Origin of the sequence: Hyphomicrobium sp. (assembly GCF_019753045.1) — a bacterium.
GTDB lineage: Bacteria > Pseudomonadota > Alphaproteobacteria > Rhizobiales > Hyphomicrobiaceae > Hyphomicrobium_B.
The window spans coordinates 129,904-154,121 of the sequence record NZ_JAIELN010000003.1 but is presented as its reverse complement, the minus strand read 5'-3'; the positions used below and the strand labels follow the sequence as shown (position 1 = coordinate 154,121).

The window sequence follows — 24,218 nt, the reverse complement described above, 5'->3', positions numbered from 1 at the left end:
GCACGCGCGACCCGAACTGCTTGACTTTTAATACAAACACCGTGATACAGCGCCCATTGCTCTTCGATGGCGCTCGGGTCCTCGTGCCACTACAAGCGGTTCAATCACCGCGCTCGACCCTGCATTGAGATCAATCCTTATAGACAAGGCCGCACCCCGACAGCGCCGGTGTGGGCCATGGGACAAACCCCGGCACAGGATGCTCGGGGCGAGAAGCCCTTGGGACTCTTTCACTTTGACAACACAGACTTTCGAGGAATTCGGTTTTGCCGAGCCTCTTTCGCGTGCCCTGACACAATGCGGGTACACGACACCGACTCCCATTCAGGTGCAGGCGCTGCCGCCGCAGCTGGAAGGCCGCGACCTCCTCGGCATGGCCGAGACGGGCTCCGGTAAGACCGCAACCTTCCTTCTTCCAATCCTCAACAAGATTGCGACGGACGCAATCGAACCGGGCTGGAAGCAAGTCGTTGCCCTAATTCTCGCGCCGACCCGCGAGCTTGCCGTCCAGATCGACCAGGAAGTGGCAAAACTCTCGCGCAACATGAACATCCGCCGTGCCGTCGTTCTCGGCGGCGTCAGCAAAGGCCCGCAGATCAACGCGCTGAAGCGCGGTGTCCACGTCCTCGTGGCGACGCCGGGCCGTCTGCTCGATCACGTCAACATGAGAAGCTGCGATCTGTCCGGCGTGCAGACGCTGGTCATCGACGAAGCCGACCGCATGTTCGACATGGGCTTCATCCGCGACATCAACAAGATCGTTTCGCTGATCCCGCAGAAGCGTCGTACCGCACTGTTCTCGGCAACGATGCCGGTCGAGATCAAGAAGTTCGCCTACGACATTCTGCACGACCCCTACCGCGTCGACCTCTCGTCGAAGACCATCGTCGTCGATCGTATCGACCAGAAGGTCATGATGGTCCGCTCGGCTGAGAAGCAGAGCCGCCTGCACACCATCCTCGCCGACGAAGAAGCCAAGCGCGTCATCGTCTTCACGCGCACGAAGCGTGGCGCGGACCGCGTCGCCGACCGGCTCGGCATGGCGGGCATCAGCTCGTCTGCCTTCCACGGCAACAAGGCGCAGAACGCCCGTCAGCGCGCGCTGAACGACTTCACGCTGGGTCATATCCGCGTTCTCGTGGCGACCGACATCGCCGCCCGCGGTATCGACGTTTCGAACATCACGCATGTCGTCAACTTCGACATGCCGCTCGACCCGGAAACCTACGTGCATCGCGTCGGCCGTACGGCGCGCAAGGGTACGACAGGCATCGCGATCTCGCTGTGCGATCCGTCAGAACGTGGCGAAATCCGCGCCATCGAGAAGATGATGAAGCAGCCGCTCGTCATAATGGACGACATCGGCGGCGAAGTTCTGCCGATGCCGGAACGCCGTCGGGATGACGACGCTCCGCGCCGTGAGGGTGCGCCTCGTGGCGGTCGCGGTGGCGCAGGCCATCGTGGTGGCGGTTCCCGCCCGAACCATCAGGCTGGCTCTGGCCGGCCCCGGTCCGAGCGCCCCTTCGGTGATCGTGATCGCTCAAATGGCGATCGCTCCGGTGACCGTCGCGGCGACCGTCCGAACTTCGCTGCTACACGCAGGCCCTACACGCCTGCTGGCGCAAGCGATGCGCACGTTGGTGAAGGCGCTGCCGTATTCGGCGTTTCTGACCGCACGCACGAGTCGCGTTCGGCGGACCGTCCCCATCAGGACGGCGCCCATCGCGGTCCGCGCCGCGATCACCGCGGAGATCGCCCGGCCGAGCACCGCTCGGGCCCGCATCGCTCCGGCGACCAGCGCCCAGGCGAGCATCGTTTCGGTGAACGCCGCGGCGAGCACCGTCCGGATTCGCGCCCCGCACGCCACGCCGACGGAGCAGGACGCCCCGATCGCGGCCATGCACCGGGCGGACGTCATCGTGATGACGCCGGTCACTCAAAGCGCGAGGGCGGACATGGACCGAGAAAGCCACATCATGGCGGCGGCGAAGGCCGCCCGTCGTGGAAGAGCGGCAGCGGTTCGGACGCGCCTAAGTTCATGAAACGGCGTGACGACAGTCGCGACCGCGATCGGACTGCAAACTAAAAAAACTTCGGCCTTGGCGGCCGGCTCTCCGGAGGAGAGTCGCCAAGGCCAAACCAAAAAGCCCGGCCCATAAAAAAGGCCGGGCTTATTTGTGCCCGGCCAAGTTGGGAAACGGAGTAGGGTCGCTAGTCGAGCTGAGCCTCAGCCCTTCTTGTCGGACGGAGGGGCTCCATGATCCTGGTCATCGTCGTCATGCATCTGCGGACCGCCTTTGCCGCCGTGGTCGGACCAGCCGCCGTGGTGACGGCCGCCAGGCCCCCATCCGTCGGCAAACCTGTGGCCGTGATGACCACCGGGCATGAGTTGTTTCAGCAGCGGACGCAGCGCATCCTTCTGTTCATCTGAAAGCGAAGCGTAGAACGGTGAGAACGCGGTCGTGAACGCCTTCATGCGGTCGGCGCGTTCCGTCATTCTCTGGCTCATCTTCTGGAAGCGGTCGGCAAGATCGGGACGTTTTTGCTCGCCACCCTTCTCTTCCTCGGCCTTGCGCTCTTCGCGCTTCTTCTTCCACTCTTCCATCCGGGCTTCGTGAGCCTTGAACGCGTCGCGAACCTGAGTTTCGACCGGAGCCCAGAGCTTCTCCTGATCGGGCGTGAGCTGAAGCGCGGCTTTCACCATCGCTATTCTGCCCTCCTGGAGCCGGGCACGGGTGTCGGGCGTCATCTGCCGCCAACCGGCGATGTCAGGCTTTGCAATGGCCACCGTTGCGGGAACTGCGACGACAGCCGCAAGCGCGATCCACGTGCCGCGCGATAAATTCTTCATGAGCGTTCTCCTTCGGCCGGGGATAGGCAAAAAATGCTGCCGGCCATCGGGAATAACAACGGAGACGTCTTCGTGATCCGTCGGCGCCCCGCGGATTACATCATCGCAATTGTTCAGCTGACCAAGCTGAACAAAATGAACAAATCGAGGGAAATTCGGCTGGCTTCAGTCAGTCGGGCTTCAGTCCGCGCGGTTGATGACGGCGGCCGCATGCGGATCCTGCGACGGCATCATCCGGCTGTCTGCCGCAGCAGCCTTGCCGGGCTTCGCCGACCGGTCGATCTTCTGACCAGGATTTTGCATCGGCCCGGATACCGATGACTGCGAAGCGACCGGGATGCGAACGGGCTTATCGGCAGGTTGCGCATAGACCACGCGATCGCGGTCGGAGAAGCATCCGGCCACGCAGATCACCAGATCCTCATTCGGGCGCGACGCGATCAGCTGGCGTATGAAAGCATTTTCCGGCCCCGCGCGGTTTGGCGAACCCATCCCATCCTCGGGGACCGTGTTGAGATTGTTCGCGGTATTTTGCGGATCGGCGGCCGGCCCGGCCGGTGCAAGCTGCGAACCTTCAGCCGACGCACTTTCCATTTCGGCGTCTTCGGCGAGAGCCCCGGTTAGCGGCATGGCGAGAAGGATAGCCAGGGCGGCAGGGCCCCACGACCGCGAGCTACGCATCACAGATGACTCCAAATCTGAACAGATTTCGAACAACTGTGCCGTAGCGGAGTAAACAAAGGCTTACTCTCTGACCTGGGCGCGGGATCATGAAGGCGACGACTTAAGGAGAGCCGTAAGCCCCTCTATTCATCGAGAAGACCGTTCGACCTGGGGCGCCGTTGAAAATTCACAACGGTGACCGTCCTCCCCCATCGGTCCTGGACCTCTCTCGCGCGCTGTTGGCGTCGTGCATATCGCTCCGCCAATTCCTTGCTCGAAGCAATTCTCAGTTTCTGGGCGATGCTTTGCGAAAATGGCGACATGGAACCGTCCTCGGAGTTTGCCGGACAACGGCAGGGACCGACCGCAGTTCCTTCTATTTTGAAATAAATAACCGAATGTCGAACAACGGGTGCTGTACGCGGTGAGTGCCGGGTTTCTCTTTTGGTTCGATCTCGATCGTTGCCGTCATGCCGATGACGAGGCGCAGATCTTTCGGGATCTTGTCGAAATGAATTCGCACGGGAACACGTTGCGCCAGTCTCACCCAGGTGAAGATCGGATTGACGTTCGCGAGCCCGCTGTTACCTGGCGTCGCGTTGGACACCACGATACCACGGGCAACGCTATCGACGCGTCCGTATAAGACGTTGTCATAGCCGAGCAGCCAGATCTTCGCTGTATCGCCGTCGCGGATTTGATTGACCGCTGTCTCTTCGAAATAGCCGTCGAGCCAGAACGAATCCGCGTCGACGATGGACATGACCTGCTGCCCCGCCGTCGCATAATCGCCTTGCCGCGTCAGAAGATTCGTAATCCATCCGTTCACGGGCGATCTGAGCTCGGTGCGCTCGAGGTTGATGTTCGCCTGTGTAAGTTGTGCATTGTGCTGCGCCAGCGCGGCTTCGGCCATCTGCGCTGACGACGTATACGTTTGCTTCTCTTCTACCGAAGTCGCCAGATCGGTCAGAGCATTCCGTCGCGCTTGCTGCGCGTTCTTGTTTGCTAGATCCGCCTCGGCCTGCTTGATGGCCGCCTTGGCCAGGTCCACCGCAACATGGTAGTCGCGTGGATCGATCTTCATCAGCAAATCGCCCTTATGGACGAGTTGATTGTCCTTGATGGGGAGTTCGATCACCTTGCCCGAAACCTCCGGTGCCAGCATCACGACGTAGGCACGCACCGTCCCGTCGCGCGTCCACGGCTTCCCCATATAATTCTGCCACAAGATCCACACGGCCCCCGCGGCGACCGCAGCGATGGAGAGCGTCGCAAGTATCGGCAGCACCCGAAGCCGCCTCTTGATCGACGGCGGATCATAGACAGCTGTCGTCTCACGGCCGGCTGGCTTGGTCGGTGGCAACTTCCGAGTGGTTGATGCGATCTCCGGCATGATGCCGAACCTAGTTATAGATTCTAAGGTTTCCAAAGATCAGGACGGTGGCCGTCAGAACGATGAGAAATACCGAAAACTCCAAGAGAGCCGGATGCCAAACGTGTCGCATCCATCCGAACTCCACCGCGATGACGCGCAATCCCATCGTAATCGCGAAGGCCAGCACCATCAGTGGCACAAACGGCGAGATAAGAACGCCCTCGATGTTGATCTCGACAAATCTCATGACGGCTGGCTTCCGAAATAATCGCCCTGGCGCTCTACGGCCTCCGATATGGCGAGCAGCATCGCCCGCGCACGCATTCTCCCGCGCATGCCGGATTGTTCATCCGGGATCGACGCGATCTCCTTGTCAAGCTCTGCCAATCCATACTGAAGCCTCGGTAAATTTCCGGCGGCTAATGCGGCGAGAATGTCCGATACTTCCGCGGCGGTCCGGCGATCCATTGCCAAGTGCCGCAATCGAATGACCTGCACGCCGACCGTCAGTGTGGCCGCCAACCGCGATCGCTGAACCGGCTCGCAGTCTGGAGGTAGCGCCGCCAACCGCGAGTACATGCGTCCCTGCCACTGCATGAGCGTCCAAGGTCGTCGTCCCGCAGCGAGACGCCGAAGGTCGCGAATGGATAGGTCGACCAGACGCTGCGCCCGGGTATTTGGAGACGGCTGAGGTATGAGCATCAGGGTAACGGCTCCCGCCGCGCAGCCGGCTAGCAGGCTGAAAGCCGTATTCAGATAAACCTGCGGATCGAAAACCATCACGTTCGTTGGCGCAACGAGCGGCACGAAATTGATCGTTGCAGCGATGAAGTAAGGCGCGAAGGACGGCAAGGCAGATAACGCCCCAAACGGTATGAGCGCGATTGATAAGATGAGACTGAATGCCAGAAACGTCTCGTGATTGATCAGAGCCGTGAACTTGAGTACGCCGGCGAACACCGCCGTGAACAGCGTGCCGATGACCAGTCCCAACGCGGCTTTGGCGGACCCATCCAATACTGGCGCGAACAGCATGATCGTCACCGCTGCGAACGTCACGGCGAAAAGCCCGTCCGGCCATTGGGAGATGATCCAAAAGATCACCACCGCTCCGACGCCGATGAAGACGCGCACGGCATTGACGAGAGCGGGAAGATAGTCGGCTACGACGATGCTCGGAATGCGGAAAATATCCCGCGCATGCGCCGGATCGCATAATAGTGCGAGCCCGTTAGCTGCAGATTCGAGACCCGACGCAACTTCCGCACTCGCGTCTGCGGCAAGCCGCAATGAGGCATCGTTAGTCTTGACAGCCATGAACTTGCGGACCAGAGCCGCCTCGGCATTACGATCGCGCGCCAGCCCGCGGCTCCAATCGGGAGGAAGCATGTCCGAAATCGCCGCCACGACGCGATGCGCCTCGGCCTGAGAAAGCGCACGCAGATGCGTCTCCACGACGCGCGCGCCGGAAATTGCTGTATAGAGACCATCCAGCGCGACACGGAGTATAGCTCTCCTCTGCATGATTTCCGCCGACTCGCCTGCCGCCTGATCAACGACCGGGACGAGAGCCGATATGCGCTTTACCAGAATGCGCCTCGTCTCAGGAGCCGTGGCGTTCCACGGATCGGCGAGTATGCCCTCGAAATGCTGAGCAATCTCTTCGATGAGCTGCGACAACAGCATCTGCAATCGCTGAGGCGAGTCGCCGATATCTGTCAGCGCTATCACCAGAGTTCCGCTGACGATCCCTATGCTGATTTCTGACGTGCGATTGATGGCAATGAAGAAGATATGGTCGGGATCCGGAATGGAATTGTTGGCGATAATGATGAGCGTATAACCCGCCAGCAACGCCCCATATGATGCAAAGTTCTTCAACAACGTCGAAACGAAAGAGCATGCCGCGGCCCAGACGAGCATTCCGAACAGAAATCCGAAGCGGTCCTGCGGAAAGACAGCTGTAAGTACGACTGCAGCAACCGCACCGACGAGCGTTCCTACTAGCCGGAACACGCCCTTGAACAGCGACGCCCCGACGACCGGCTGGCAAACGATCGCCGCCGACGTTCCGGCCCAGTAAGGCGTATCGAGCTGGAGATAGAATGCTGCAAAGAGCGCTAGGCACACCGCCGTCGCCAATCGCAAACCGAAAAACAACGGCGGCCGTGCGGTGGCAACGACGTGCGTAAAGCCGCTTCCAGATCTTTCCTCGCCGACAGAGGCTGTCATGGCGTCCTTCGACATCCAGCCGCATGGACCGCACGAGCGGCAACCGGGGGTAATTTCAGCCCTCAGTTGTTAAGAGACGGTGCTTTGCGCGACGGCCTCGCAGGTTTGCATCAAATCGCTCATATCGGTAACATTCGCATTGCCGCTCCACTTTCCTAATTTGAGAGCAAGGAGCGGAGTGCGGCCACCGAATGCCGCGTCTATCTTGCGAAACCATGAACACAGGAAAAGCGAAAACCATGGTTCGCGTGCTCGCAAAGCCGGCTGCAACGCACTCGGCCGCCGACGACATTTTCTGGAACGCCGTCAAAGCCCGGAATCGCGCGTTCGACGGCAAGATCTACTATTCCGTTGCAAGCACCGGCGTGTATTGCCGGCCGTCGTGCCCGGCACGCTTGGCGCGACGTGAAAACGTGGCATTTCACAAAACATGCCGCGAAGCGGAGGCCGCCGGATTTCGTGCGTGCAAGCGCTGCAAGCCCAACGAAACGTCGCCGTACGATCGCATCGCGGCCAAGGTCGCCGAAGCCTGCCGGATGATCGAGGCAGCCGAAGAGCCGCCGAACCTCGGCCAACTAGCGGCCGCAGTCGAACTGAGCACATACCATTTTCATCGCGTATTCAAAGCGATCACGGGGATTACACCCAAGGCCTACGCCGTCGCCTGTCGTCAGCAGCGGCTGCGCACCACGCTTTCGAAAACAAATTCAGTAACCGAAGCGATTCACGAGGCCGGCTTCAACTCCAGCAGCCGATTCTACGCCAACTCCAACGATGTTCTGGGCATGACACCGACTGACTTCCGCTCCGGCGGCACAAATGCTGAAATGCGCTTTGCCGTCGGCGAGTGCTCGTTAGGCACAATTCTCGTCGCCAGCAGCGACAAAGGCATTGCAGCAATTCTCCTCGGAGACGATCCCGAGACGCTGATTCACAATCTCCAAGACCGTTTTTCCAAAGCCACGCTGATTGGCGGCGATCGCGCATACGAGGACGTCATGGCTAAAGTCATTGGCCTCGTCGAAGCCCCCGGCACAGGCCTCGGCCTTCCGCTCGACGTGCGCGGAACGGCCTTTCAACATCGAGTCTGGCAAGCGCTCCGCGAAATACCCGCTGGAACAACGGCGACTTACTCCGAAATCGCCGATCGCATTGGCATGCCGAAAGCGGTACGCGCCGTTGCGGCAGCGTGCGCAGCCAACAAACTCGCGGTAGCCATTCCCTGCCACCGCGTCGTTCGAAATGACGGCTCGCTGTCCGGGTACCGTTGGGGGGGCGAACGGAAGCGCTGGCTGATCGAGAAGGAAGCAAAGCGCTGAGCCGGCCGGCGCATCCGCACCATATTATTAATTCTTGCCGAAAATCGAAAGTATGTTGCCGCCATCTCCTAACGCGATCGGATCGCATACCGACGATCCGGTTGCCTCGGCGTTTCCCATCACAAATAAGTTGTCGGATTCGAGCGTCGCAAACTCTTGACCTTCACCCGCGATGAGGTCCCACTAGTGCTTTCAGGTCTCTGCGGTGTCGATATTGACACCAGTGCAAACCCGGAGGCGCGCCATGCTTATCGCAGACATTTTGGAGGTGAAGGGGACCGAAGTGTTGACGGTGCGCCCCACCGATACCGTCCGCAACGTCGCACGCCGGCTCGTCCAGGAAAACGTGGGCGCTCTGGTCGTGAGTTCGGGCGGCAGCACCCTCGACGGCATCATTTCCGAACGAGATATTTCCCGTGGCGTTGCTATCCACGGTGAAAACGTCTGCACATTGCGCGTATCCGATATCATGACCCAAGGCGTCGTGACCTGCGCGCCGGACGATGCCATATCGGACACGGCCCGAATGATGACGGAGCGCCGGATCAGGCACATCCCCGTGAAAGACGGTGCGCGCATCGTCGGCATCATAAGCATCGGCGACATCTTGAAATACCGCCTCGACGAAGTGATGCTCGAGACGCGCGTGCTTCGGGATATCGCAATGGTGATAAGCCGCTGAGCGACTCGTTAAGTCGTATCCCGTTGAACGTCTGCCCGCTCTCTGTCTTGTACCTTTGATAGAGAGTTGTTTGTGCCAGCCTGAGTGACGAACTCGGATCTTCCCTTTGCGGGCATGCGCCTTGGGTCAGGCGCCGTGACGAGCCCGCATCCCACAACGATGTCCCCTCACCTCGACATCAAGAGGCACCGACCTTGGGCGGAACGCACTCCCCCCGGGATAACCCGCCGCAAGGAAAAAGAAATGAGGTTCCCCTAAAAGGGCTGAGCGATTCTCAGATACCTCATCCGGCACCCCGAGTGGCGGCGAAACAAGGCAAGACGGCAGTAATGTCCGCATCCGCACCCGGCAGAAAAGAACAATTTTCGACACGAGCTGCATTCTTCGTCTCCGGATTCACCCTCGCCGCCTGGGCGCCGCTCGTGCCTTATGTGAAGGATCGGAGCGAACTGAGCGATGCAGCCTTAGGCCTTCTTCTATTGTGCCTCGGCGCCGGTTCCGTCATCGCAATGCCGCTAGCCGGTATCTTGTCGAAGCGATACGGCTGCCGGCCGGTGATCCTGTTGGGCGCGCTTTGCATCGTAGTCTCGCTGCCGGTTCTCGCACTAACGTCATCCGTTCCCTTGCTCGTCGTCATGCTTTTTATTTTCGGCTCGGGCGAAGGAACGCTCGATTGCGTGATGAACATCCAAGCGATCATCGTCGAGCGGGAAAGTGGCCGTGCGATGATGTCCGGCTTCCACGGCCTGTTTAGCGTGGGGGGCCTGGCGGGCGTCGGCGTGATGACTCTGGTTCTTTCTTCGGGGGCCACACCGTTCATGGCCGCAATCATCGTTGTAGTCGTCGCAGTCGCAGCGATGGCTGCAGCAGCGCCATACCTTCTGCCCTACGGCGCCGAAGGTGACGGCTCTGCCTTCGCGATACCACATGGCGTCGTGCTCCTCATCGCGCTTCTTTGCTTTGTCATGTTTCTGGCCGAGGGCGCTGTCCTGGACTGGAGCGCGGTCTTCATGACCGACAACCGGAACGTCGATCCATCGATGGGCGGCGCAGCTTATGCCGCTTTTGCCCTTGCGATGACCATTGGCCGATTGACGGGTGACGCCGTCGTCGAACGGATCGGACGTAGAGTTGTACTGCTTGCAGGTCCGCTTTGCGCCGCTATCGGCCTGCTAATCGTAACACTCGTGCCCTACGCGTGGGGAACGATCCTCGGCTTTGGTCTTGTCGGCATCGGCAGCGCGAATGTCGTTCCGATCTTTTTCACGGCGATCGGACAGCAGACGACGATGCCCGAGCACATCGCCGTGCCGGCCGTGACCATGATCGGTTACTTCGGCATCCTTACGGGCCCTGCGGCCATCGGCTTCGTCGCACAAGTCATCGGCCTGCCCATGGCATTTGCCGCAGTCGCGATCCTCGTTATCGGCGTCGCCGTCGGCGGCCGTTGGCTACGGGTCTGATCGACTGGCGCCGCACTTCAAAGAGCCGCGCGCCTGTGCGTCGACACTGGCATGGCACTTGCCGATCGTCACGCGCGGCGTGGCCGTGCCTCTCCGGCGCGCGAGCTCTCGAGCATCCGCCGGACGAATTTGCTATCGGCCACGCGGCATTGCACGAACGCGGAATACGTCTCGAATGCCGTTCGAAAGTGGAAATCCTTAAGCGACGTCCAAGCGGCCTTCCTCAATAGTGCGTACCGGTTGCGCCGGCTTTGGCCGAGATACCGCTCTTTCGCAAGCGCGGAAATGGCACGCGCCGCAGCGACTGTCATCGATGCGCGGCGCTTCTCGAATATCGCATCTATAGCGTGGTACGCGGTCCCGAGGTCCTGCACGATCCTGCCGTGTTCGCTTGAACGCGCCATGAGTTCTTCAAAATTGGGAATTCCTGAAAGTCCGTCACATGGGTCTGTGCCCGAGCGCGCTCTCTCCCGAGCAGCGTAAAGAGCAAGATCGCGAGAGAACGATTGGCGGGATCGAAACTGCTCCGACACTGCCTTCGGATGCACGCGGTGGTGCACGAACACGTCCCCAAGATTCTCGATGGGATGCTGTTCCGACAATCTCAGCCAGAGATCGAAATCCTCGGCATGCTCGAATGGCGCGCGGTAGGCGCCGCAAGCGAGCACGGCTTCCTTCCTCATGACGACCGAGGGATGAGAGACCACACAACGGCCGTGCTCATAGAGCTGTCTCCGCACCTCTCGACTGGCCAGAGGAAAGGCGGACGTATCCCCGGTCGGAAAACCGTCTGCGTCGATCAACAGCACTTGCGAGCCGACCGCTGCCACCTTTGGCGAGCGCTCGAGATAAGCGATTTGCGCCTTCAATCGGCCGGGAAGCGAAACATCGTCGGCATCCATCCGCGCGACAAGCGCCGTCTCAGCGGCATTCAATCCGCCATTGAGCGCTCTTACGATCCCGAGCGGCGGCTGGTGAATGATCTGGAGCCGTCCGTTCCAACGCAAATCGGAGAGTATGGACGCGGTTCGATCGTTCGATCCGTCGTTGATGACGATGAGCTTGTTGATGAACTCCGCATCTGGAACCAAGCTGGAAATGGCGCGAGCAATATATTTTTCGCCGTTTCTTACCGGCATAATCACATCGATTTTTGGCATTGTCCCATCCCCAAATCGTCATGGCTTTTGAAGACATGCGATGTCGCATGGTCGAAAAATCCGCCAAACGGCGTGACGCACTTGGACTAAGGAGAACTTCAGTTACGCAACTGAGATCGACAGCCGGCAATCGGCTGCGGAGGGATCATCGAGTTTTCAAGGGATCGCCCATGTTGCGCGCGCAACAGCGCGCTCAACGATACTTTGTGATGAGGCACGCGCCTCCGGTCTTACGAATAAATTTCGCACCGATGCGTCTCCGCACGAGCCAATATCAAGACAGTATATTTTTCAGGTGCACAGAACGCGCAAATCGCCCGCTCTGATGTCTATGAAAAAATCGATGATGAAATATTCAAAATCGCGAAGCATGTACGCGCACTATCAATGCAACCGTCCTATCGTAAAGATCCGCACGCGTCTATGTTCTCGCGGCTCACCACCAAGCCAATCGTCGTTTCGTCAACAGCACTTTCGCGGCCACGCTCATTAAGCTGCAGATCGACTCCGCTTGATGGCAACCGGGCGTGGATGTTCCCATTGAATTGGCAACCAGTATTGAGACCCGATTGGTGCACCCGGCGAGCACAACACCGCTGATCATTGCGCCACTCTGGCCCATAATCTCAAATGACGTCACAACGCTGCACAAATCGAACGGTTCGATCACGGATCAATCAACCAATCGAAAGTCTTTCAATAGGAATTGCGGCCATTCATTTGTAAAAGGGTTGGAGTCATTTACGAGTACGAGCGGTTAGCCCATGATTTCAGACAGCATCGGTCTGCCGCAGATAGTTGCAATACTCATACTCTGTCAAAGAGGAGCCGAGGAGCTGTACTCGGCGCGCAATACCCAGGAATTGATCGCGGCGGGTGCCGAAGAAGCCGGCCGTTCGTATTACCCTGTCGTCGCCACGACGCATCTGGCATGGATCGCTAGTCTCTTTTTCCTGATACCTGCTAACGCACCGGTATCCTCCATTTTGGCGGCCGCCTATATCCTGCTGCAAGGCGTGCGCTATTGGGTCATTGCCTCGCTCGGGCGTTTCTGGACGCACCGCATTCTTACGCTCAAGGGCGCGCCTATCGCCCAGAGTGGGCCCTATCGATATTTCCGCCATCCCAATTATGCGGTCACGATTGCCGAGACGTTTCTATTGCCGGCCGTCTTCGGCGCATTGGCGCTCGGGATTATCATGTGCGCGGTGTGGACTGCCGTTCTCGCCTACAAGATCGAACTCGAAGACGAAGCACTTTCGGCCAGACGCGCGCTTTCCGAGCAAAACCTTGACAAACAGCGACCCCTCACCTGACGAAGCGCCGCTCGGCAACGCGACGGCCGACGCCATAGCCGTCGGCGGCGGCCTTGCAGGCTCCGCTTTCGCGCTCGAACTCGCGCGTCACGGCGCGAGTGTGATGATCTTCGAACGCATGGGCGGTCCACATCACAAGGTCTGCGGCGAATTCTTGAGCGATGGGGCGCAGGCTCTGCTGAGCTATGTGGGCATCGACGTTCATGCCCTCGGCGGCAGCTCGATCGATACCCTATGTCTTGCGAACGGCTCGAAGCAGGCGCACGCCCGCCTTCCCTTCAAGGCGGTCGCCGTTTCGCGTTTCCTTCTCGATGAAGCGGTCGCGAAGGCGGCAGAACACGCCGGCGCAAAAATTTTTCGCGCGACATCAGTCGAGGGCATCGAGCATAGCGGCGACTGCGTGCGCGTTCGGACGGCACGTGCGACTTTCGAATGCCGCGCGGCGGCGTTAGCGAGCGGCAAGCACAACATTCGCGGTCTTCCACGGCCCGATGGACCGATGGTCGGCTTCAAAATTCACGTGCGCCCCACACAAGCGGCGCGCGCCGCGTTGATCGGGATAGTTCATTTGATCGCGTTCGCGGGCGGCTATCTCGGCTTATGCATGGTCGATGATCAAACGCTTTCGATTGCGTGGAATATCAATTCGGATGTTCTGCGTTTCATTGGAACAAGTTGGGCAGCTCAATCAGCCTATGTCGCGATGCAGTCGCGCATGTTCGCCGACTTCATAAGCGGTGCGACGCCTGTATGGGAAAAGCCGCTTGCCGTCGCCGGACTCCCCTATGGTTTCATGCGATCGGCAACGATTTCGCCGGCGATCTATCCGGTCGGCGACCAGTTGGCGGTCATCCCGTCATTCGCAGGGGATGGCACAGCGCTCGCTTTGGCATCGGGGATTGCAGCCGCTCAGGCTGTACTGAAATGCGAGAGCGCGCCTGACTTCCAGGCCCGCATGCTCGCGAACTTCAAACCGCAGTTTACCCGCGCGGCAGCCCTCGATCGGGTTATTGCCGGAGCACTGCTTCGCCGCGTCGGAATTGCCGGCGCGCGCCTCTTCCCCGGCATGGTGACGATGCTCGTCTCCGGAACACGGCTGCGCGGCCTCGACGGCTTGACCGCATCGCCTGATGCGCGGAACTAGAGATCGAGCACGACGAAATAGGCTGAAAAACCGGGCCCAAACGCCGCTAACAGATGCCGTCCTTTGTCTCCGGAGGCCATAGCTCTCTCGAGGATGAACAGCGCGGTCGCCGACGACATGTTCCCGAAGTCGCGCAGCACATCCCACGAATGCGCCAGCAGCGCCCTGTCGATACCGAGAACATCTTCCGCGGTCTCGAGTACCTTGCGTCCGCCCGGATGAAAAAGAAATCCCTTGAAATCGCGCACCGACATGCCGCGCCTGCCGACGAATTCCTTCACCACCTGACCGAGATTGTTACGCATCAATGTCGGAAGTTCCGGGCTGAGCACCACGCCGAAGCCGTCGCCTTTGACATCCCAACCCATGATATGTCGCGTGTTTCGCCAGGTGTGCTCCCCAAAGGTAAGCACCACAGGCTTTTCGCCATCGCCGCCTTCACTCGTACTATTTGCAGATGTCCTCAGCACGACGCCCGCAGCGCCGTCGCCGAATAAGGCGGCCGCAACGAACATCGCCATGCTCGGGTCGTTAGGACGCGCGCAAAGGCTGCAGAGATCAACGGTGATGAAGAGGACATTCCGGCCCGGCCGCCCTTGAGCGAAGCGCGCCGCGCGTGCGAGCCCCGCAACGCCACCGCCGCAGCCAAGACCGAAAATCGGCAACCGCTCGACATTCGGCGAAAAAGGCAGGCGGTCCATAAGGAGCGCGTCGAGGCTCGGAATAGCGAGCCCGGTGATCGTATTGGTGACAAAGGCGTCAATATCCCCGAGCGACAACCCCGCACGAGCAGTAGCGTCCAGCGCGACCTGCTCGAGCAATTTCAACGCATGCTCTTGGAAGACCTCGGTACGCTCTTCCCAGGTATGCGGTCGCTGATACCAATCGGTCGGCTGACACGTGTATCGATAATCGATGCCTGTATTGGCGAAAAGTCCGTGCAGGCTTGCAAACTGCGGATAGATCATTGCCGCGTTTGCGAGTGCATCCCTCTGACTGATTTTGTAGGGAGGATTGGCGGAAGCAATCGAGAGAATTTCAACGGGCAGCCCAAGGTCGGGCCTGTGCGCGTGCTTCGCGAGATCAACCGGCAGCACTGTCATGGATCGTTCCCATGGGTCGAGAAGGGCGATGTGCCGCCTACGCCGCTTTTCGCCTACAGCAATCTTAAGGCACTATGCAGTACACTGCCAATTCTGCTTTACCAGCATGCTTACCTGTGGACTAAGACGTCCGAATACGGCCGAATTCGCTCAAGTCTTCGGCGCAGTCTCCGTCAAAAGTCATAGAACCGGAATTGAGCAAATCTGCAATTTTCATTCGATTGCCCGCTGTGAGTGCAACGCTCGTTAAAGCACCGGCGGGTCAACCACGTCGTTGATATCGCCAATTATGGGCCGACGCGGAAACTGAAGCTGCCCTGGGATTTGTGAGTATCAGCCGAAAGCACGTGCCACTTGACTGTGTAAGATCCGGGCGAAAGATTTTTGACGCTGGCATGCAACGTATTCCCGGAAGCGCTGCTACCTCCGTCGACTTTATCTCCGTTTGAATTTCGCACTTCGGCCCCGCTGGATTTCGGATCGAGCGCATCAGTGAAATACAAGGTTACGGAATCTGGAGAAGTGCTGACCGTGCTTCCGACATCAGGGCTCGCGTGATCCAGCAGCGCATGCGCCTCAGCAGTGGACCCTCCTGCAGTCAGCACCAGCAGAACTATGGCGATCGCATTATTGGAATTTGCCATCGACTTCTCGCTCCATTGATTGGACGCTCTCTTGGACAAACGCCTGTTTGCGCGTGCACGCGTCCTTTGCCTTTTATACACGCTGGGAACTGCGCTTATGGAGTATCGTTATTGGACGATAACAGGTGCGGAACAAGTCACTAGCATCGATGGCTTTTATAAAAATGCCAGAATTATTGGCTGCTGATGTACATCAGCGGCGCGGAAAATATTCGAACAATGTATTGCGCAGTATCGCCGCCCATAACCTGTCTGCCTGTTATGCCGACGATGCAGCATTGCATAGCGTAGAGTTCCAAGCGTTTATGGAGGTGCATATGAACCGGGTACAAGTCGAGCAGCAAAGCTATCAGATGCCGCCGGAGGATGGGTTTACCGTTGCGCGCTTTCTCACGGTCGCGGACATCGAGCGATCGGCTCGATTTTACGAAACGGTCTTCGGAGGTCGTATTCTGAGCAGAGGCGATAGCAGCGGCGCGCCGGGATACATCCAGATCGCGAACACGTGGCTCCTTGTCAACGTCGGTGGCGGTCCGACACCCGACAAACCATCGGTGACGCTCAGCGTCCCAGCCGACCCCGATTCAGTCAGCAGCTTTATGAATATCCGCGTTGCGGATATTCAGGCATGCTTTGAACTTTGGAAAAGCCGAGGAGCCGAGTTTATTGCGGAGCCAAAGGAAAAGTACGGCGAGACGCGCTGCTACATTCGCGATCCTGATGGCTATATTATAGAAGTTGGACAAAGAAAGCCGGATTTCATTTACGGCTAAACAACAAGACACATGAAAACATCGGAGTTGACCGCGCACACCATCGGCGACGTGAGGGGCCGAAGGAAGGATGTTTGTTGACCGCAGCGTTCGGCGCGCAGCATGTGTGCTTGGGTGGCGCAAAACGCGAGCCGAGATCGGAATAATGTTTGGGAACGGTCTGCAGATTTGCTAGTGGCGGGCCGAGGACGACCAAACTGAGAACTACGTCAGGGGGCACGACATGCAGATCCGCAATGAAACCATCGGTGACATCCCGGCAATTAGCCGACTTGTCACTGAAGCCCTCCTGATGCTTGCGCAATCCACCGGAACCGAGGCGAGAATCGTCGAGGAGCTGCGGAGAGATGGCGCACTTGCCCTCTCGCTTGTGGCCGAGGAGGAGGGCGAGATAATCGGTTATCTGGCCGCCTCGGCAGCACGGATCGACCGCCAGGACGGCTGGAGTCTGATCGGCCCGCTTGTCGTTTTGCCGTCAAGGCATCGCCAGGGTATCGGCACGGCCCTGATGGCCGAAGCTCTCCGCCGACTGCGGACGACCAGCCGGGGCGCGGCGCTGGTGGGCGACCCCGCCTACTATGGCCGGTTCGGCTTCCGAACTTTCCCCGGCCTAGGCGTAGCTGGCTGTCCTCCCGAGGTGGTTCAGGCGTTACCGTTCGACGGCGCCGAGCCGCGCGGCGAACTGATTCATCATCCGGCGTTCGGTCTGCACCAACAGGAGTGACAGCAGATCCGGCTGTATATTAGCGATAAGGCGCAGCACCGCTGGGCCGTGATCGACCGGGCTACAGTGAGGAATCGGCGGTTTGCTATGCCGCTTGGTGATGATGTGGTGATCGGCGGCCAATGGCGGAGGGGGTGGGATTGGAGCCTCTATTCCTAGGACGCTGATAATACTGATGGCCGTGAAGCCATCCGGTTATCCATTTAATCACGCATTTCGTGCTGCCTTCCTCCAAGCGTCATTCATAAGGAGCCGCTTTCGTCGGAACTGCTTGAGACATCGAAGTAAGCCTATCCGTCGACTCTGCCCAGGCGGTTCAAACGATGACTTGGAGAGTGATCATGACAGCCTGGTCACGCGTTGTCGCGCTTGCTGATCAGACACCCGTGTCTCGAAACCGCTATGTCGACTTCCTGAGAGCGGTATCGATGCTGGTGGTCGTTGTTGGTCATTGGTTGGCCGCCGCGCCCTACTTCGACGCAAGTAACACGCTGGTCAACGTTCACATCTTGACTGTCGCTCCCTGGACGGCCTGGCTCACGTGGGTCCTACAGGTGATGCCTGTCTTCTTCATGGTCGGCGGATATGCAAATGCCATCAGCTGGCGCGCAGCACGGCGCGACGGCAAATCGTACAGCGTCTGGCTTGAAGGCCGCCTGCGTCGTCTTCTTTGGCCGCTCATCCCCCTGCTCGTTGCCTGGGTGATGATCGTCGCGATCGAGTACGCCCGCGGTGTGCGGCCGGAGCTCATCAGTTATGGCTCGCAAGTGGCATTCATTCCGATCTGGTTTCTCGCGGTATATATTGGAATGGTTCTCCTCGTGCCGGTCATCGATGCGGTGTGGGCGCGATTTGGTATGGGATCTTTCTGGGCACTGACCGTTGCCGCAGTCGCTATCGATCTCGCGTACTTCGGCTCCGGCTTGAGGTGGATCGGCTTCGCCAACTACGTGTTCGTCTGGGCCGCAATTTTTATGCTCGGATACGCATGGCTCGACGAGCGGCTCTCCGGCACAGCAACGATGCTGGTCTGTGCCGGAATCGGCCTTGCTGCGCTGATCTTTCTCGTTCGCGTCGGGCCGTACCCGGTATCCATGATCGGCGTCCCCGGCGATCCGGTTAGCAACACGACACCGCCCAAGGCTACGCTTATAGCGCTCGCAATATTGCAAGGCGGACTGATACTCGCCGCGCAGCGGCCAGCACGGCGCTGGCTGGACGGCCGCGTTCCATGGACGGCGACCGTGGCAATCAATAGCTGCATCATGACGCTTTTCATCTGGCATCTGACAGCCACTACGCTTGTCGTTCTTGCGGCTTATCTCGCTGGAGGTATCGGCCTGCATGCGGAGCCGGGAAGCGCTGAGTGGTGGTGGATGCGAATCCCTTGGGTCCTGGCCAATGCCATCGCGCTCATTCCTCTTATCCTGCTGTTCAGCAGGTTTGAGCGTGCGAGCACGCGTGACGGCGCGCCACTGCCCGCTTGGAATTACGTGCTCGGCGCAATCTCGACAGCCGGTGGCCTCGTGCTGCTCGCGGCACACGGAGTTGGGGGATATGGATGGTTTGGGCTCAACGTATGGGGCCTCTTGTTGGCTTTCACGGGCATCGGCCTCGTTGCACGCAGAGCCGACGTTCCTCGTACAGACTGACGGTCCTCGCCGAAGACGTGTATCCATTCGTCAGTCACGAATGCCGCCGCAACGCCCCCTTCACCAGCGCTCGCAATGCGCGTTCCTCGAGACCTGCCGGCGCCGCCAGGCCAAGGCGCTCAAGCGCCGCGGCTTCCGACGAAGTCACTGTCGCTCCGGTCAATCCCGCCAGAAAAATGCGAAGCAACTCGAGATGAGACTCGCGTTTGAGCGCAAGGAGGGGCGTAACGAGAGACTGCTCCACCGTACTCATATCGCTGCCCAGCGGAAACATCGGCAAAAGCCCTTCGCGCCGCGCTGGCCCCAATGCCGCCTCCAGCCGTTCGGGACTATTCGCGATTGCATCGCTGGGCAGGGAAAATGAGGGCTCGAGTTTGCCGGCGCGTTGCGCTTCGTTCCGGAGCGAGTGCTGAAATCTGCTGTCAGCAATACTGATCATTGCGGCAATCGTGTCCCGGTCCGACTTACCTTTGATGTCGGCAATACCGTACTCTGTGACGATGATGTCTCGGAGGGCGCGCGGGATGGTCGTGTTGGCGTAGGTCCAGGTAATGTTGGATCCGACTTTGCGTCCTTGATAGCGTGTGCTCCGGACGCCGATAATGGCACGAGCATCTGCGAGTTCGTGCGCCATGGTGACAAGATCGTGCTGGCCTCCAACACCGCTTACGACCCGCCCGTCCTCGAGAGCATCTGATGAGACCGCACCCAAGAGCGTCGCAGTCAATGCTGTATTGATAAATCGCGCATGCCGGCGTTCGGCGCGCTTGCGCTCTGCATCGCCCGTGAGGGTGTTAGTGTAAGATACGGCTGTCATGGAAATCTCAGCCAGCTCTTCAGCGGGCATTTCTCGCAAATGGCGATAAAATGCTTGATTGCCGATAAAAAATGCCGCGTGCAGCAATGCGGTTTTGCCATCGAGTGTGGAGACCCGGCGCTTCAAGACCCGGGCGTTCTTCAGGGCGAGAAAGCCATCGACCAACATCTCCGTGCAGCCATAGAGTCCAACCGCGAAAGGGTTAAGCTCGGCACTTTCTGGAGGCGGGGAGCCGAGACGCTTGAGAAGGTCACGGAACACACCATTGTTAGTGTGACGTAATACGAGCGCATGCGTGAGCGCATCCGAGAACGAGCCGATCCCGATTTGAAGTGTACCTCCGTCCTTGACCAGACACGCCGCATGCAGAGCCATGGCGAAGTCGGCAAGGGACACCGGTTCTTTAGGCGGGGCGAACAGACCGTAGTGGTGGCTTTCAGGATCTAGAACCGCGTCGAATTCCGCCAGCTCGATCTCCGCCTCGCCAGGCATGTAAGGGAGATTTGTATTGAGTTCAGCGGCGAAAATCGTTGGCTTCTCTGTCCGCCGACGAGCAATGTACGGCAGGATATCCAACGTAACGTCAGTGTTGGAACTCAGGCTCACACGCGGCGCGCTCCGATGGGGGGCGACGAGTTGGGCGAACACATTCGTTTCTGCGCTCTCCAGGTATCGAGCTACGTGAGAATAGTTGAGACAGATGTAGCTGCGTTGCGTCCGCTTGTTCGCCAGCGACGCGCCTGCAAGCAAGAAGAATTCATTTATCCGGATGTTGGGAGGTAACCGGTCCTGCTGCTGGGCTGCCGCGTAGAGCGGCTCCGGGCAATCGTCAAAAAGTCGGTCGAGAAGCGGCTGGGCGAAACGGCGCTCTAATGAGGAGCGAAGATGTGGACGCGTCAGAGTAAGACCGGTGAAGATCGTAAGCTGCACACGCCGGTCTGCCTCAGCCAGGCGATAGAGTGCATCAAGGAGCAGGAGTGGCTTACCGATACTGATTGGAACCGCTAGCCTGATTTCATGACCTATGCGGTCTACGATGGCTTCCGCGCAGCGATCTGCATCATGGAAGACGTCAGGCACAATGTTCTCTCCCTGCGGCTATACCAAGCGGGGTTTGTAGAAGGTTTCCAACGCTACAATCGTCACGACGGTCAGTGGAGCCGCCAAGATAATTCCGAGCGTGCCGAACAGAATGGTGAAAGCAAATATCGCGAAGATCAGAACTACGGGAGGAAGAGAAAGCGTCTTGCTTTGAATGTAGGGTGTAATGAAATATCCCTCGATAATGCTTGTGAAACCGAGAACCACGAGCGCATAAAGCGCGAAGGTGGTCCCTTGCGGAAGCGTTGCCAGGCCCCCAATCATCATGGCGATGATCGTCCCCACATAGGGAATGAAGGACAGAAGGCCGGCGAGCATTGCAAGCGCCGCAGCATCGTGGATGCCGAAGGCCCACAGCCCTATTCCCACAAAAGCTCCATTGATCAGAACGACGAGAAGCTGCGTAGTCAGCCATACCCGAAGCGAGGCGCCGCATCGCTCGATAAATATCTGCACGCGGTCTCTGTAATTTAGGGGAGTAAATCGCAGGAGACCCTGAACGTAAAGATCAGGGCTGAGGGCGAGATACACTCCACCGAACGCCAGAAGAATCAAATAAGCGATTACAGTGCTGACCGACGATATGATCGACGTCAGGTGCGTCGCAGCTGGTGCAGCTATTTTCGAGAGATCGATATCTCCCATGATCTGTTCAAGAAATTGAATCGATGGGTGCGCTTCGAGGGATGTCTTTATTGAGTTTACGGCTTTCGGTATGTCCATCGCAATTTCGTCGAACTGCGCCCAGAGCCGCGATCCATACGTCATGAACGGCCAGGCGACTGCGATGCCGACAACCAGTGTCGCGATTAAAACGGCCACTGCATGAGGAATTTTGGCGAATGCGGTGATCGGCTTGGCTAGGCTGCAAATCGCAATTGCAAAAAGGATCGACGCAAATATTACGAGTAGGACTTTCGACAGTAGAAAGATGATGGCCGCCGCCCCGCCTATGAATCCCGCCAGGTACAAGCGCGAGGTGAATGGACCTGGGTCATTAGTCTTCGGCTGCAGGCTTCGCGACATCGCTAGTCCAGTGCACGGCGGATTGTCGACGTCGTTTCCGACGCCGGCGGTCGGGCGAACCCCGGCACATGATAAAAATAATAATACATGCCAATCCCAAGGCTGATACCCGCGGCCAGCGCCGCGAGCACAATCGCGACCATTACCGCGAAGCGAACGACATGCATCCGCGACCTCTGCTCCGGTACCGAGCCCTGTCGAACTTTAGCGTTCTTGAATGGGATGTGTTCCAACCCACTTGTCGATGTTTCTAAATTGCCAGCCTATTCCGACCGCGGTTAGTGCCAAGGTCATCAGTGTTGGAAGAATGCCGCCGGCAGTCCGATCGAAAAGCCCCGCCCCTGGCAGAAGCAGATGAGCACCCGCCATGATCAGGACCGCGCCGCCGAATGCGGATACGCAAATAACGAACAGGTCAAAATATTTCGGCACGATATTTGCGCCGAGAATACCGCCGACGACGGCCAAACAGGTGCCTAAGAACCCGCCGCCCGCACTATCCAAATTGAACAACGAAGCAAGCGAAAGGCCGAACAGGGCACCGCCTGAGATGCCAAGCAGAATGCGCCGATACGGCTCGAGGGAATACGCCATCCCGCCTAGAAAAAGCGCACCGAAAACGCCGATGATAATCGCCATCGATCCGATGTCGCCAGTCAGCGACCGGCCAAGAAGGAGACCGATATCGAAGCCAACCAGCCCGTAGAACAGGGGCAACCAAGCGTAAAACAAGAATAGGCCGAATGCCATGATCGCAAGGCCACCGATTACTAGGAGTATTGCAAATGACATGCTTCCATCTCCGTAGTGCTCTCGCGGCCGGGTATCGCGGCGTAACTAGCGCCGCCAGAACGCCACCCCAATTCCAACGATGGCTGCTATTATCAAGAAGGCTAAGAGGGCAGTTTGTTTGAGCCAGAGCATCGCCGGTACGGCAATGACCATGGCGACGCCCAGAACACAGAGTTGAAATGAAATATTCAGCCCAGCGAGAAATGTGCCAAGAGCCAGCAGCAACAGAAGCGTGTAACCCGTAGCCGGCCCCGTATACATCGTTTGAATATCGGGCAGCAGCACGATTCTCATCGCTATGATAATTGCCACCCAGTGGGATGCTTGCTTCCAAAGCAGTTCGAAACGACCTTTCTGGTCGTGATCAGGCCAGCCTGTCGTGACGCAAAGGATAGCGGTCGCTATCGCCAATAATTCCCAATAGCGAACGAGAGGCGTGTGCGTAACGCTGGTAAAGGCGACACCGGCAATCGTCAGCGCCAGCACCACGAGATAGGGCAGCGTTCGCAGAAGCAGATCTTCTTTGCGCGTATGCCCCGGGGGTTCGACGGAAACGTCCGTCGAATTTCGTGAGCTTATCGGCGACCCAGTGTCAGTCACAGATTTTCCTCCCTGCATCAGGCAGGCTTCTTGCGAAGCCCCGAACGGGGACCCACTCAGGCAGCGTGCGGCGTACCGGACACAGATGCAGGAGGCGCGGCAGCAATGGCATCGCGCAACGCCTTCTCTTTGCTGTCATCGAGCGATGTCTTGAGGACGACACCGCCAGTTCCTCTGATGGCGTCCAGGACCTTGTCGCCTGTCATCTTTTTGACCTGCAGAAATAGTGCCGCGTCACCGGGGTGCAGGTTGGCCGCCAGCTCCTTCATGAAAGCATCGTTGATGCCATAGTCGCTCAGTGCGCCACCGACTGCGCCCGAAGCCGCGCCAATTGCGGCTCCTAAGAGGGGCATCAAAAAAATCATGCCGATCAGAGTGCCCCAGAACCCGCCCCTTAGAGCGCCGGTTGCCGTCGTGTTGACAAGTTGGTTGAGCTTGACTTTGCCGTCCTCTCGCTTGACGGCAATGACCGCATCGCCAAGCTCGAGCAGGTATTCCTTCTGAAGCGAAGCGAGCTTCGTTCGCATTTTCTCGGCTTTCGCCTCGGACGGATAAACAATCACTACGAGATCAGACATTGCGGACCTCCGGGGTAGCGCGGTTGTTGAACGTCACTTCAAGCTATGGCCCCGTCGCTCGAGCGGAGCGGCAAGATGCAATGGGCGAATCTGAAAACACGTACGTTGCCGCGCAATGATGCGGCGTCGGGAAGCCTCCCAAGTTTGGGACCGGCTTCTCATTTTCTCTGCGCTTGATATCTGACAGCGAGCCGGTGAACGTC

General features: G+C 58.7%; 23 protein-coding genes. 9 read left to right on the top strand and 14 right to left on the bottom strand.

Annotation, left to right across the window (positions count from 1 at the left end):
- Positions 1 to 235: 235 nt before the first annotated feature.
- On the top strand, positions 236 to 2,086 hold the full coding sequence (locus K2Q04_RS03860; protein WP_291159475.1) for a DEAD/DEAH box helicase: 1,851 nt from the start codon (positions 236 to 238) through the stop codon (positions 2,084 to 2,086).
- 141 nt (positions 2,087 to 2,227) lie between these two features.
- Here the strand turns inward: K2Q04_RS03860 and K2Q04_RS03855 are convergent, their stop codons facing one another.
- The 5 genes from K2Q04_RS03855 to K2Q04_RS03835 form a co-directional block, all read right to left on the bottom strand.
- A complete protein-coding gene (locus K2Q04_RS03855; protein ID WP_291159473.1) occupies positions 2,228 to 2,851 on the bottom strand; it encodes a Spy/CpxP family protein refolding chaperone in 624 nt (207 codons plus the stop codon).
- Positions 2,852 to 3,031: 180 nt separating this feature from the next.
- Positions 3,032 to 3,532 (bottom strand): hypothetical protein, encoded by a 501-nt coding sequence (locus tag K2Q04_RS03850; RefSeq protein WP_291159471.1) that lies wholly within the window; start codon positions 3,530 to 3,532, stop codon positions 3,032 to 3,034.
- A gap of 358 nt (positions 3,533 to 3,890) precedes the next feature.
- Entirely contained in the window at positions 3,891 to 4,907 is a 1,017-nt protein-coding gene (locus K2Q04_RS03845; RefSeq protein ID WP_291159468.1) for an HlyD family secretion protein, read from the bottom strand.
- Positions 4,908 to 4,917: 10 nt separating this feature from the next.
- Complete coding sequence (locus tag K2Q04_RS03840; protein WP_291159465.1) at positions 4,918 to 5,136, bottom strand: DUF1656 domain-containing protein; 219 nt, start codon at positions 5,134 to 5,136, stop codon at positions 4,918 to 4,920.
- On the bottom strand, positions 5,133 to 7,121 hold the full coding sequence (locus tag K2Q04_RS03835) for an FUSC family protein (RefSeq protein ID WP_291159462.1): 1,989 nt from the start codon (positions 7,119 to 7,121) through the stop codon (positions 5,133 to 5,135). Before K2Q04_RS03835 ends, K2Q04_RS03840 begins: the two co-directional genes overlap by 4 nt.
- 239 nt (positions 7,122 to 7,360) lie before the next feature.
- On the opposite strand from K2Q04_RS03835, the gene ada reads away from it, so the two are divergent.
- The 3 genes from ada (at position 7,361) to K2Q04_RS03820 (ending at position 10,585) form a co-directional block, all read left to right on the top strand.
- A complete protein-coding gene (ada, locus tag K2Q04_RS03830) occupies positions 7,361 to 8,440 on the top strand; it encodes a bifunctional DNA-binding transcriptional regulator/O6-methylguanine-DNA methyltransferase Ada (RefSeq protein WP_291159764.1) in 1,080 nt (359 codons plus the stop codon).
- 244 nt (positions 8,441 to 8,684) lie between these two features.
- Entirely contained in the window at positions 8,685 to 9,122 is a 438-nt protein-coding gene (locus tag K2Q04_RS03825; protein WP_291159459.1) for a CBS domain-containing protein, read from the top strand.
- Positions 9,123 to 9,451: 329 nt separating this feature from the next.
- The gene (locus K2Q04_RS03820) at positions 9,452 to 10,585 is read left to right on the top strand and encodes an MFS transporter (RefSeq protein WP_291159457.1); all 1,134 of its coding nucleotides are present in this window, start codon (positions 9,452 to 9,454) and stop codon (positions 10,583 to 10,585) included.
- Between the two features lie 68 nt (positions 10,586 to 10,653).
- Here the strand turns inward: K2Q04_RS03820 and K2Q04_RS03815 are convergent, their stop codons facing one another.
- Positions 10,654 to 11,745 carry a glycosyltransferase gene (locus K2Q04_RS03815; RefSeq protein WP_291159454.1) on the bottom strand — a complete coding sequence of 364 codons (1,092 nt, stop codon included), beginning with the start codon at positions 11,743 to 11,745 and terminating at the stop codon, positions 10,654 to 10,656.
- A 764-nt stretch (positions 11,746 to 12,509) separates the two neighbouring features.
- Here K2Q04_RS03815 and K2Q04_RS03810 point away from each other — a divergent pair.
- Both K2Q04_RS03810 and K2Q04_RS03805 read left to right on the top strand, forming a co-directional pair.
- Positions 12,510 to 13,061: an isoprenylcysteine carboxylmethyltransferase family protein gene (locus tag K2Q04_RS03810; protein WP_291159452.1), complete on the top strand. Its 552-nt coding sequence runs from the start codon at positions 12,510 to 12,512 to the stop codon at positions 13,059 to 13,061.
- A complete protein-coding gene (locus tag K2Q04_RS03805; protein ID WP_291159449.1) occupies positions 13,036 to 14,205 on the top strand; it encodes an FAD-dependent monooxygenase in 1,170 nt (389 codons plus the stop codon). The genes K2Q04_RS03810 and K2Q04_RS03805 overlap by 26 nt, the downstream gene beginning before the upstream one ends.
- Here K2Q04_RS03805 and K2Q04_RS03800 read toward each other — a convergent pair.
- Positions 14,202 to 15,308 (bottom strand): 3-oxoacyl-[acyl-carrier-protein] synthase III C-terminal domain-containing protein, encoded by a 1,107-nt coding sequence (locus K2Q04_RS03800; protein WP_291159446.1) that lies wholly within the window; start codon positions 15,306 to 15,308, stop codon positions 14,202 to 14,204. The genes K2Q04_RS03805 and K2Q04_RS03800 overlap by 4 nt on opposite strands.
- A gap of 287 nt (positions 15,309 to 15,595) precedes the next feature.
- The gene (locus K2Q04_RS03795) at positions 15,596 to 15,952 is read right to left on the bottom strand and encodes a copper resistance CopC family protein (RefSeq protein WP_291159443.1); all 357 of its coding nucleotides are present in this window, start codon (positions 15,950 to 15,952) and stop codon (positions 15,596 to 15,598) included.
- Positions 15,953 to 16,116: 164 nt separating this feature from the next.
- Between K2Q04_RS03795 and K2Q04_RS03790 the strand changes: the two genes are divergently transcribed.
- From K2Q04_RS03790 to K2Q04_RS03780, 3 genes are all read left to right on the top strand, one after another.
- Positions 16,117 to 16,725, top strand: a complete 609-nt coding sequence (locus K2Q04_RS03790; protein ID WP_291159440.1) for a VOC family protein — start codon at positions 16,117 to 16,119, stop codon at positions 16,723 to 16,725.
- Between the two features lie 223 nt (positions 16,726 to 16,948).
- Positions 16,949 to 17,449: a GNAT family N-acetyltransferase gene (locus K2Q04_RS03785; RefSeq protein WP_291159437.1), complete on the top strand. Its 501-nt coding sequence runs from the start codon at positions 16,949 to 16,951 to the stop codon at positions 17,447 to 17,449.
- Positions 17,450 to 17,790: 341 nt separating this feature from the next.
- Positions 17,791 to 19,101 carry an acyltransferase gene (locus tag K2Q04_RS03780; RefSeq protein WP_291159434.1) on the top strand — a complete coding sequence of 437 codons (1,311 nt, stop codon included), beginning with the start codon at positions 17,791 to 17,793 and terminating at the stop codon, positions 19,099 to 19,101.
- 34 nt (positions 19,102 to 19,135) lie between these two features.
- Here the strand turns inward: K2Q04_RS03780 and K2Q04_RS03775 are convergent, their stop codons facing one another.
- Genes K2Q04_RS03775 through K2Q04_RS03750 form a run of 6 tightly spaced genes read right to left on the bottom strand, consistent with a single transcriptional unit; the run spans position 19,136 to position 24,015 of the window.
- Positions 19,136 to 20,998, bottom strand: coding sequence for an acetyl-CoA hydrolase/transferase C-terminal domain-containing protein (locus K2Q04_RS03775; protein ID WP_291159431.1), 1,863 nt, complete (start codon positions 20,996 to 20,998; stop codon positions 19,136 to 19,138).
- A gap of 18 nt (positions 20,999 to 21,016) precedes the next feature.
- Positions 21,017 to 22,045 carry an AI-2E family transporter gene (locus K2Q04_RS03770; RefSeq protein ID WP_291159428.1) on the bottom strand — a complete coding sequence of 343 codons (1,029 nt, stop codon included), beginning with the start codon at positions 22,043 to 22,045 and terminating at the stop codon, positions 21,017 to 21,019.
- Positions 22,046 to 22,047: 2 nt separating this feature from the next.
- Positions 22,048 to 22,212, bottom strand: coding sequence for a hypothetical protein (locus K2Q04_RS03765; RefSeq protein ID WP_291159425.1), 165 nt, complete (start codon positions 22,210 to 22,212; stop codon positions 22,048 to 22,050).
- A 37-nt stretch (positions 22,213 to 22,249) separates the two neighbouring features.
- A complete protein-coding gene (locus K2Q04_RS03760; RefSeq protein WP_291159423.1) occupies positions 22,250 to 22,837 on the bottom strand; it encodes a hypothetical protein in 588 nt (195 codons plus the stop codon).
- A gap of 45 nt (positions 22,838 to 22,882) precedes the next feature.
- Positions 22,883 to 23,437: a hypothetical protein gene (locus K2Q04_RS03755; protein ID WP_291159422.1), complete on the bottom strand. Its 555-nt coding sequence runs from the start codon at positions 23,435 to 23,437 to the stop codon at positions 22,883 to 22,885.
- A gap of 56 nt (positions 23,438 to 23,493) precedes the next feature.
- Entirely contained in the window at positions 23,494 to 24,015 is a 522-nt protein-coding gene (locus K2Q04_RS03750; RefSeq protein ID WP_291159419.1) for a DUF1269 domain-containing protein, read from the bottom strand.
- Between the last annotated feature and the right edge of the window lie 203 nt (positions 24,016 to 24,218).

Coding starts and splice junctions, on each gene's coding strand:
- K2Q04_RS03855 (WP_291159473.1), bottom strand. CDS start 2,851: ATGAAGAATTTATCGCGCGGCACGTGGATCGCGCTTGCGGCTGTCGTC.
- K2Q04_RS03850 (WP_291159471.1), bottom strand. CDS start 3,532: ATGCGTAGCTCGCGGTCGTGGGGCCCTGCCGCCCTGGCTATCCTTCTC.
- K2Q04_RS03845 (WP_291159468.1), bottom strand. CDS start 4,907: ATGCCGGAGATCGCATCAACCACTCGGAAGTTGCCACCGACCAAGCCA.
- K2Q04_RS03840 (WP_291159465.1), bottom strand. CDS start 5,136: ATGAGATTTGTCGAGATCAACATCGAGGGCGTTCTTATCTCGCCGTTT.
- K2Q04_RS03835 (WP_291159462.1), bottom strand. CDS start 7,121: ATGACAGCCTCTGTCGGCGAGGAAAGATCTGGAAGCGGCTTTACGCAC.
- ada (WP_291159764.1), top strand. CDS start 7,361: ATGGTTCGCGTGCTCGCAAAGCCGGCTGCAACGCACTCGGCCGCCGAC.
- K2Q04_RS03825 (WP_291159459.1), top strand. CDS start 8,685: ATGCTTATCGCAGACATTTTGGAGGTGAAGGGGACCGAAGTGTTGACG.
- K2Q04_RS03820 (WP_291159457.1), top strand. CDS start 9,452: ATGTCCGCATCCGCACCCGGCAGAAAAGAACAATTTTCGACACGAGCT.
- K2Q04_RS03815 (WP_291159454.1), bottom strand. CDS start 11,745: ATGCCAAAAATCGATGTGATTATGCCGGTAAGAAACGGCGAAAAATAT.
- K2Q04_RS03810 (WP_291159452.1), top strand. CDS start 12,510: ATGATTTCAGACAGCATCGGTCTGCCGCAGATAGTTGCAATACTCATA.
- K2Q04_RS03800 (WP_291159446.1), bottom strand. CDS start 15,308: ATGACAGTGCTGCCGGTTGATCTCGCGAAGCACGCGCACAGGCCCGAC.
- K2Q04_RS03795 (WP_291159443.1), bottom strand. CDS start 15,952: ATGGCAAATTCCAATAATGCGATCGCCATAGTTCTGCTGGTGCTGACT.
- K2Q04_RS03790 (WP_291159440.1), top strand. CDS start 16,117: ATGCCAGAATTATTGGCTGCTGATGTACATCAGCGGCGCGGAAAATAT.
- K2Q04_RS03785 (WP_291159437.1), top strand. CDS start 16,949: ATGCAGATCCGCAATGAAACCATCGGTGACATCCCGGCAATTAGCCGA.
- K2Q04_RS03780 (WP_291159434.1), top strand. CDS start 17,791: ATGACAGCCTGGTCACGCGTTGTCGCGCTTGCTGATCAGACACCCGTG.
- K2Q04_RS03770 (WP_291159428.1), bottom strand. CDS start 22,045: ATGTCGCGAAGCCTGCAGCCGAAGACTAATGACCCAGGTCCATTCACC.
- K2Q04_RS03765 (WP_291159425.1), bottom strand. CDS start 22,212: ATGCATGTCGTTCGCTTCGCGGTAATGGTCGCGATTGTGCTCGCGGCG.
- K2Q04_RS03760 (WP_291159423.1), bottom strand. CDS start 22,837: ATGTCATTTGCAATACTCCTAGTAATCGGTGGCCTTGCGATCATGGCA.
- K2Q04_RS03750 (WP_291159419.1), bottom strand. CDS start 24,015: ATGTCTGATCTCGTAGTGATTGTTTATCCGTCCGAGGCGAAAGCCGAG.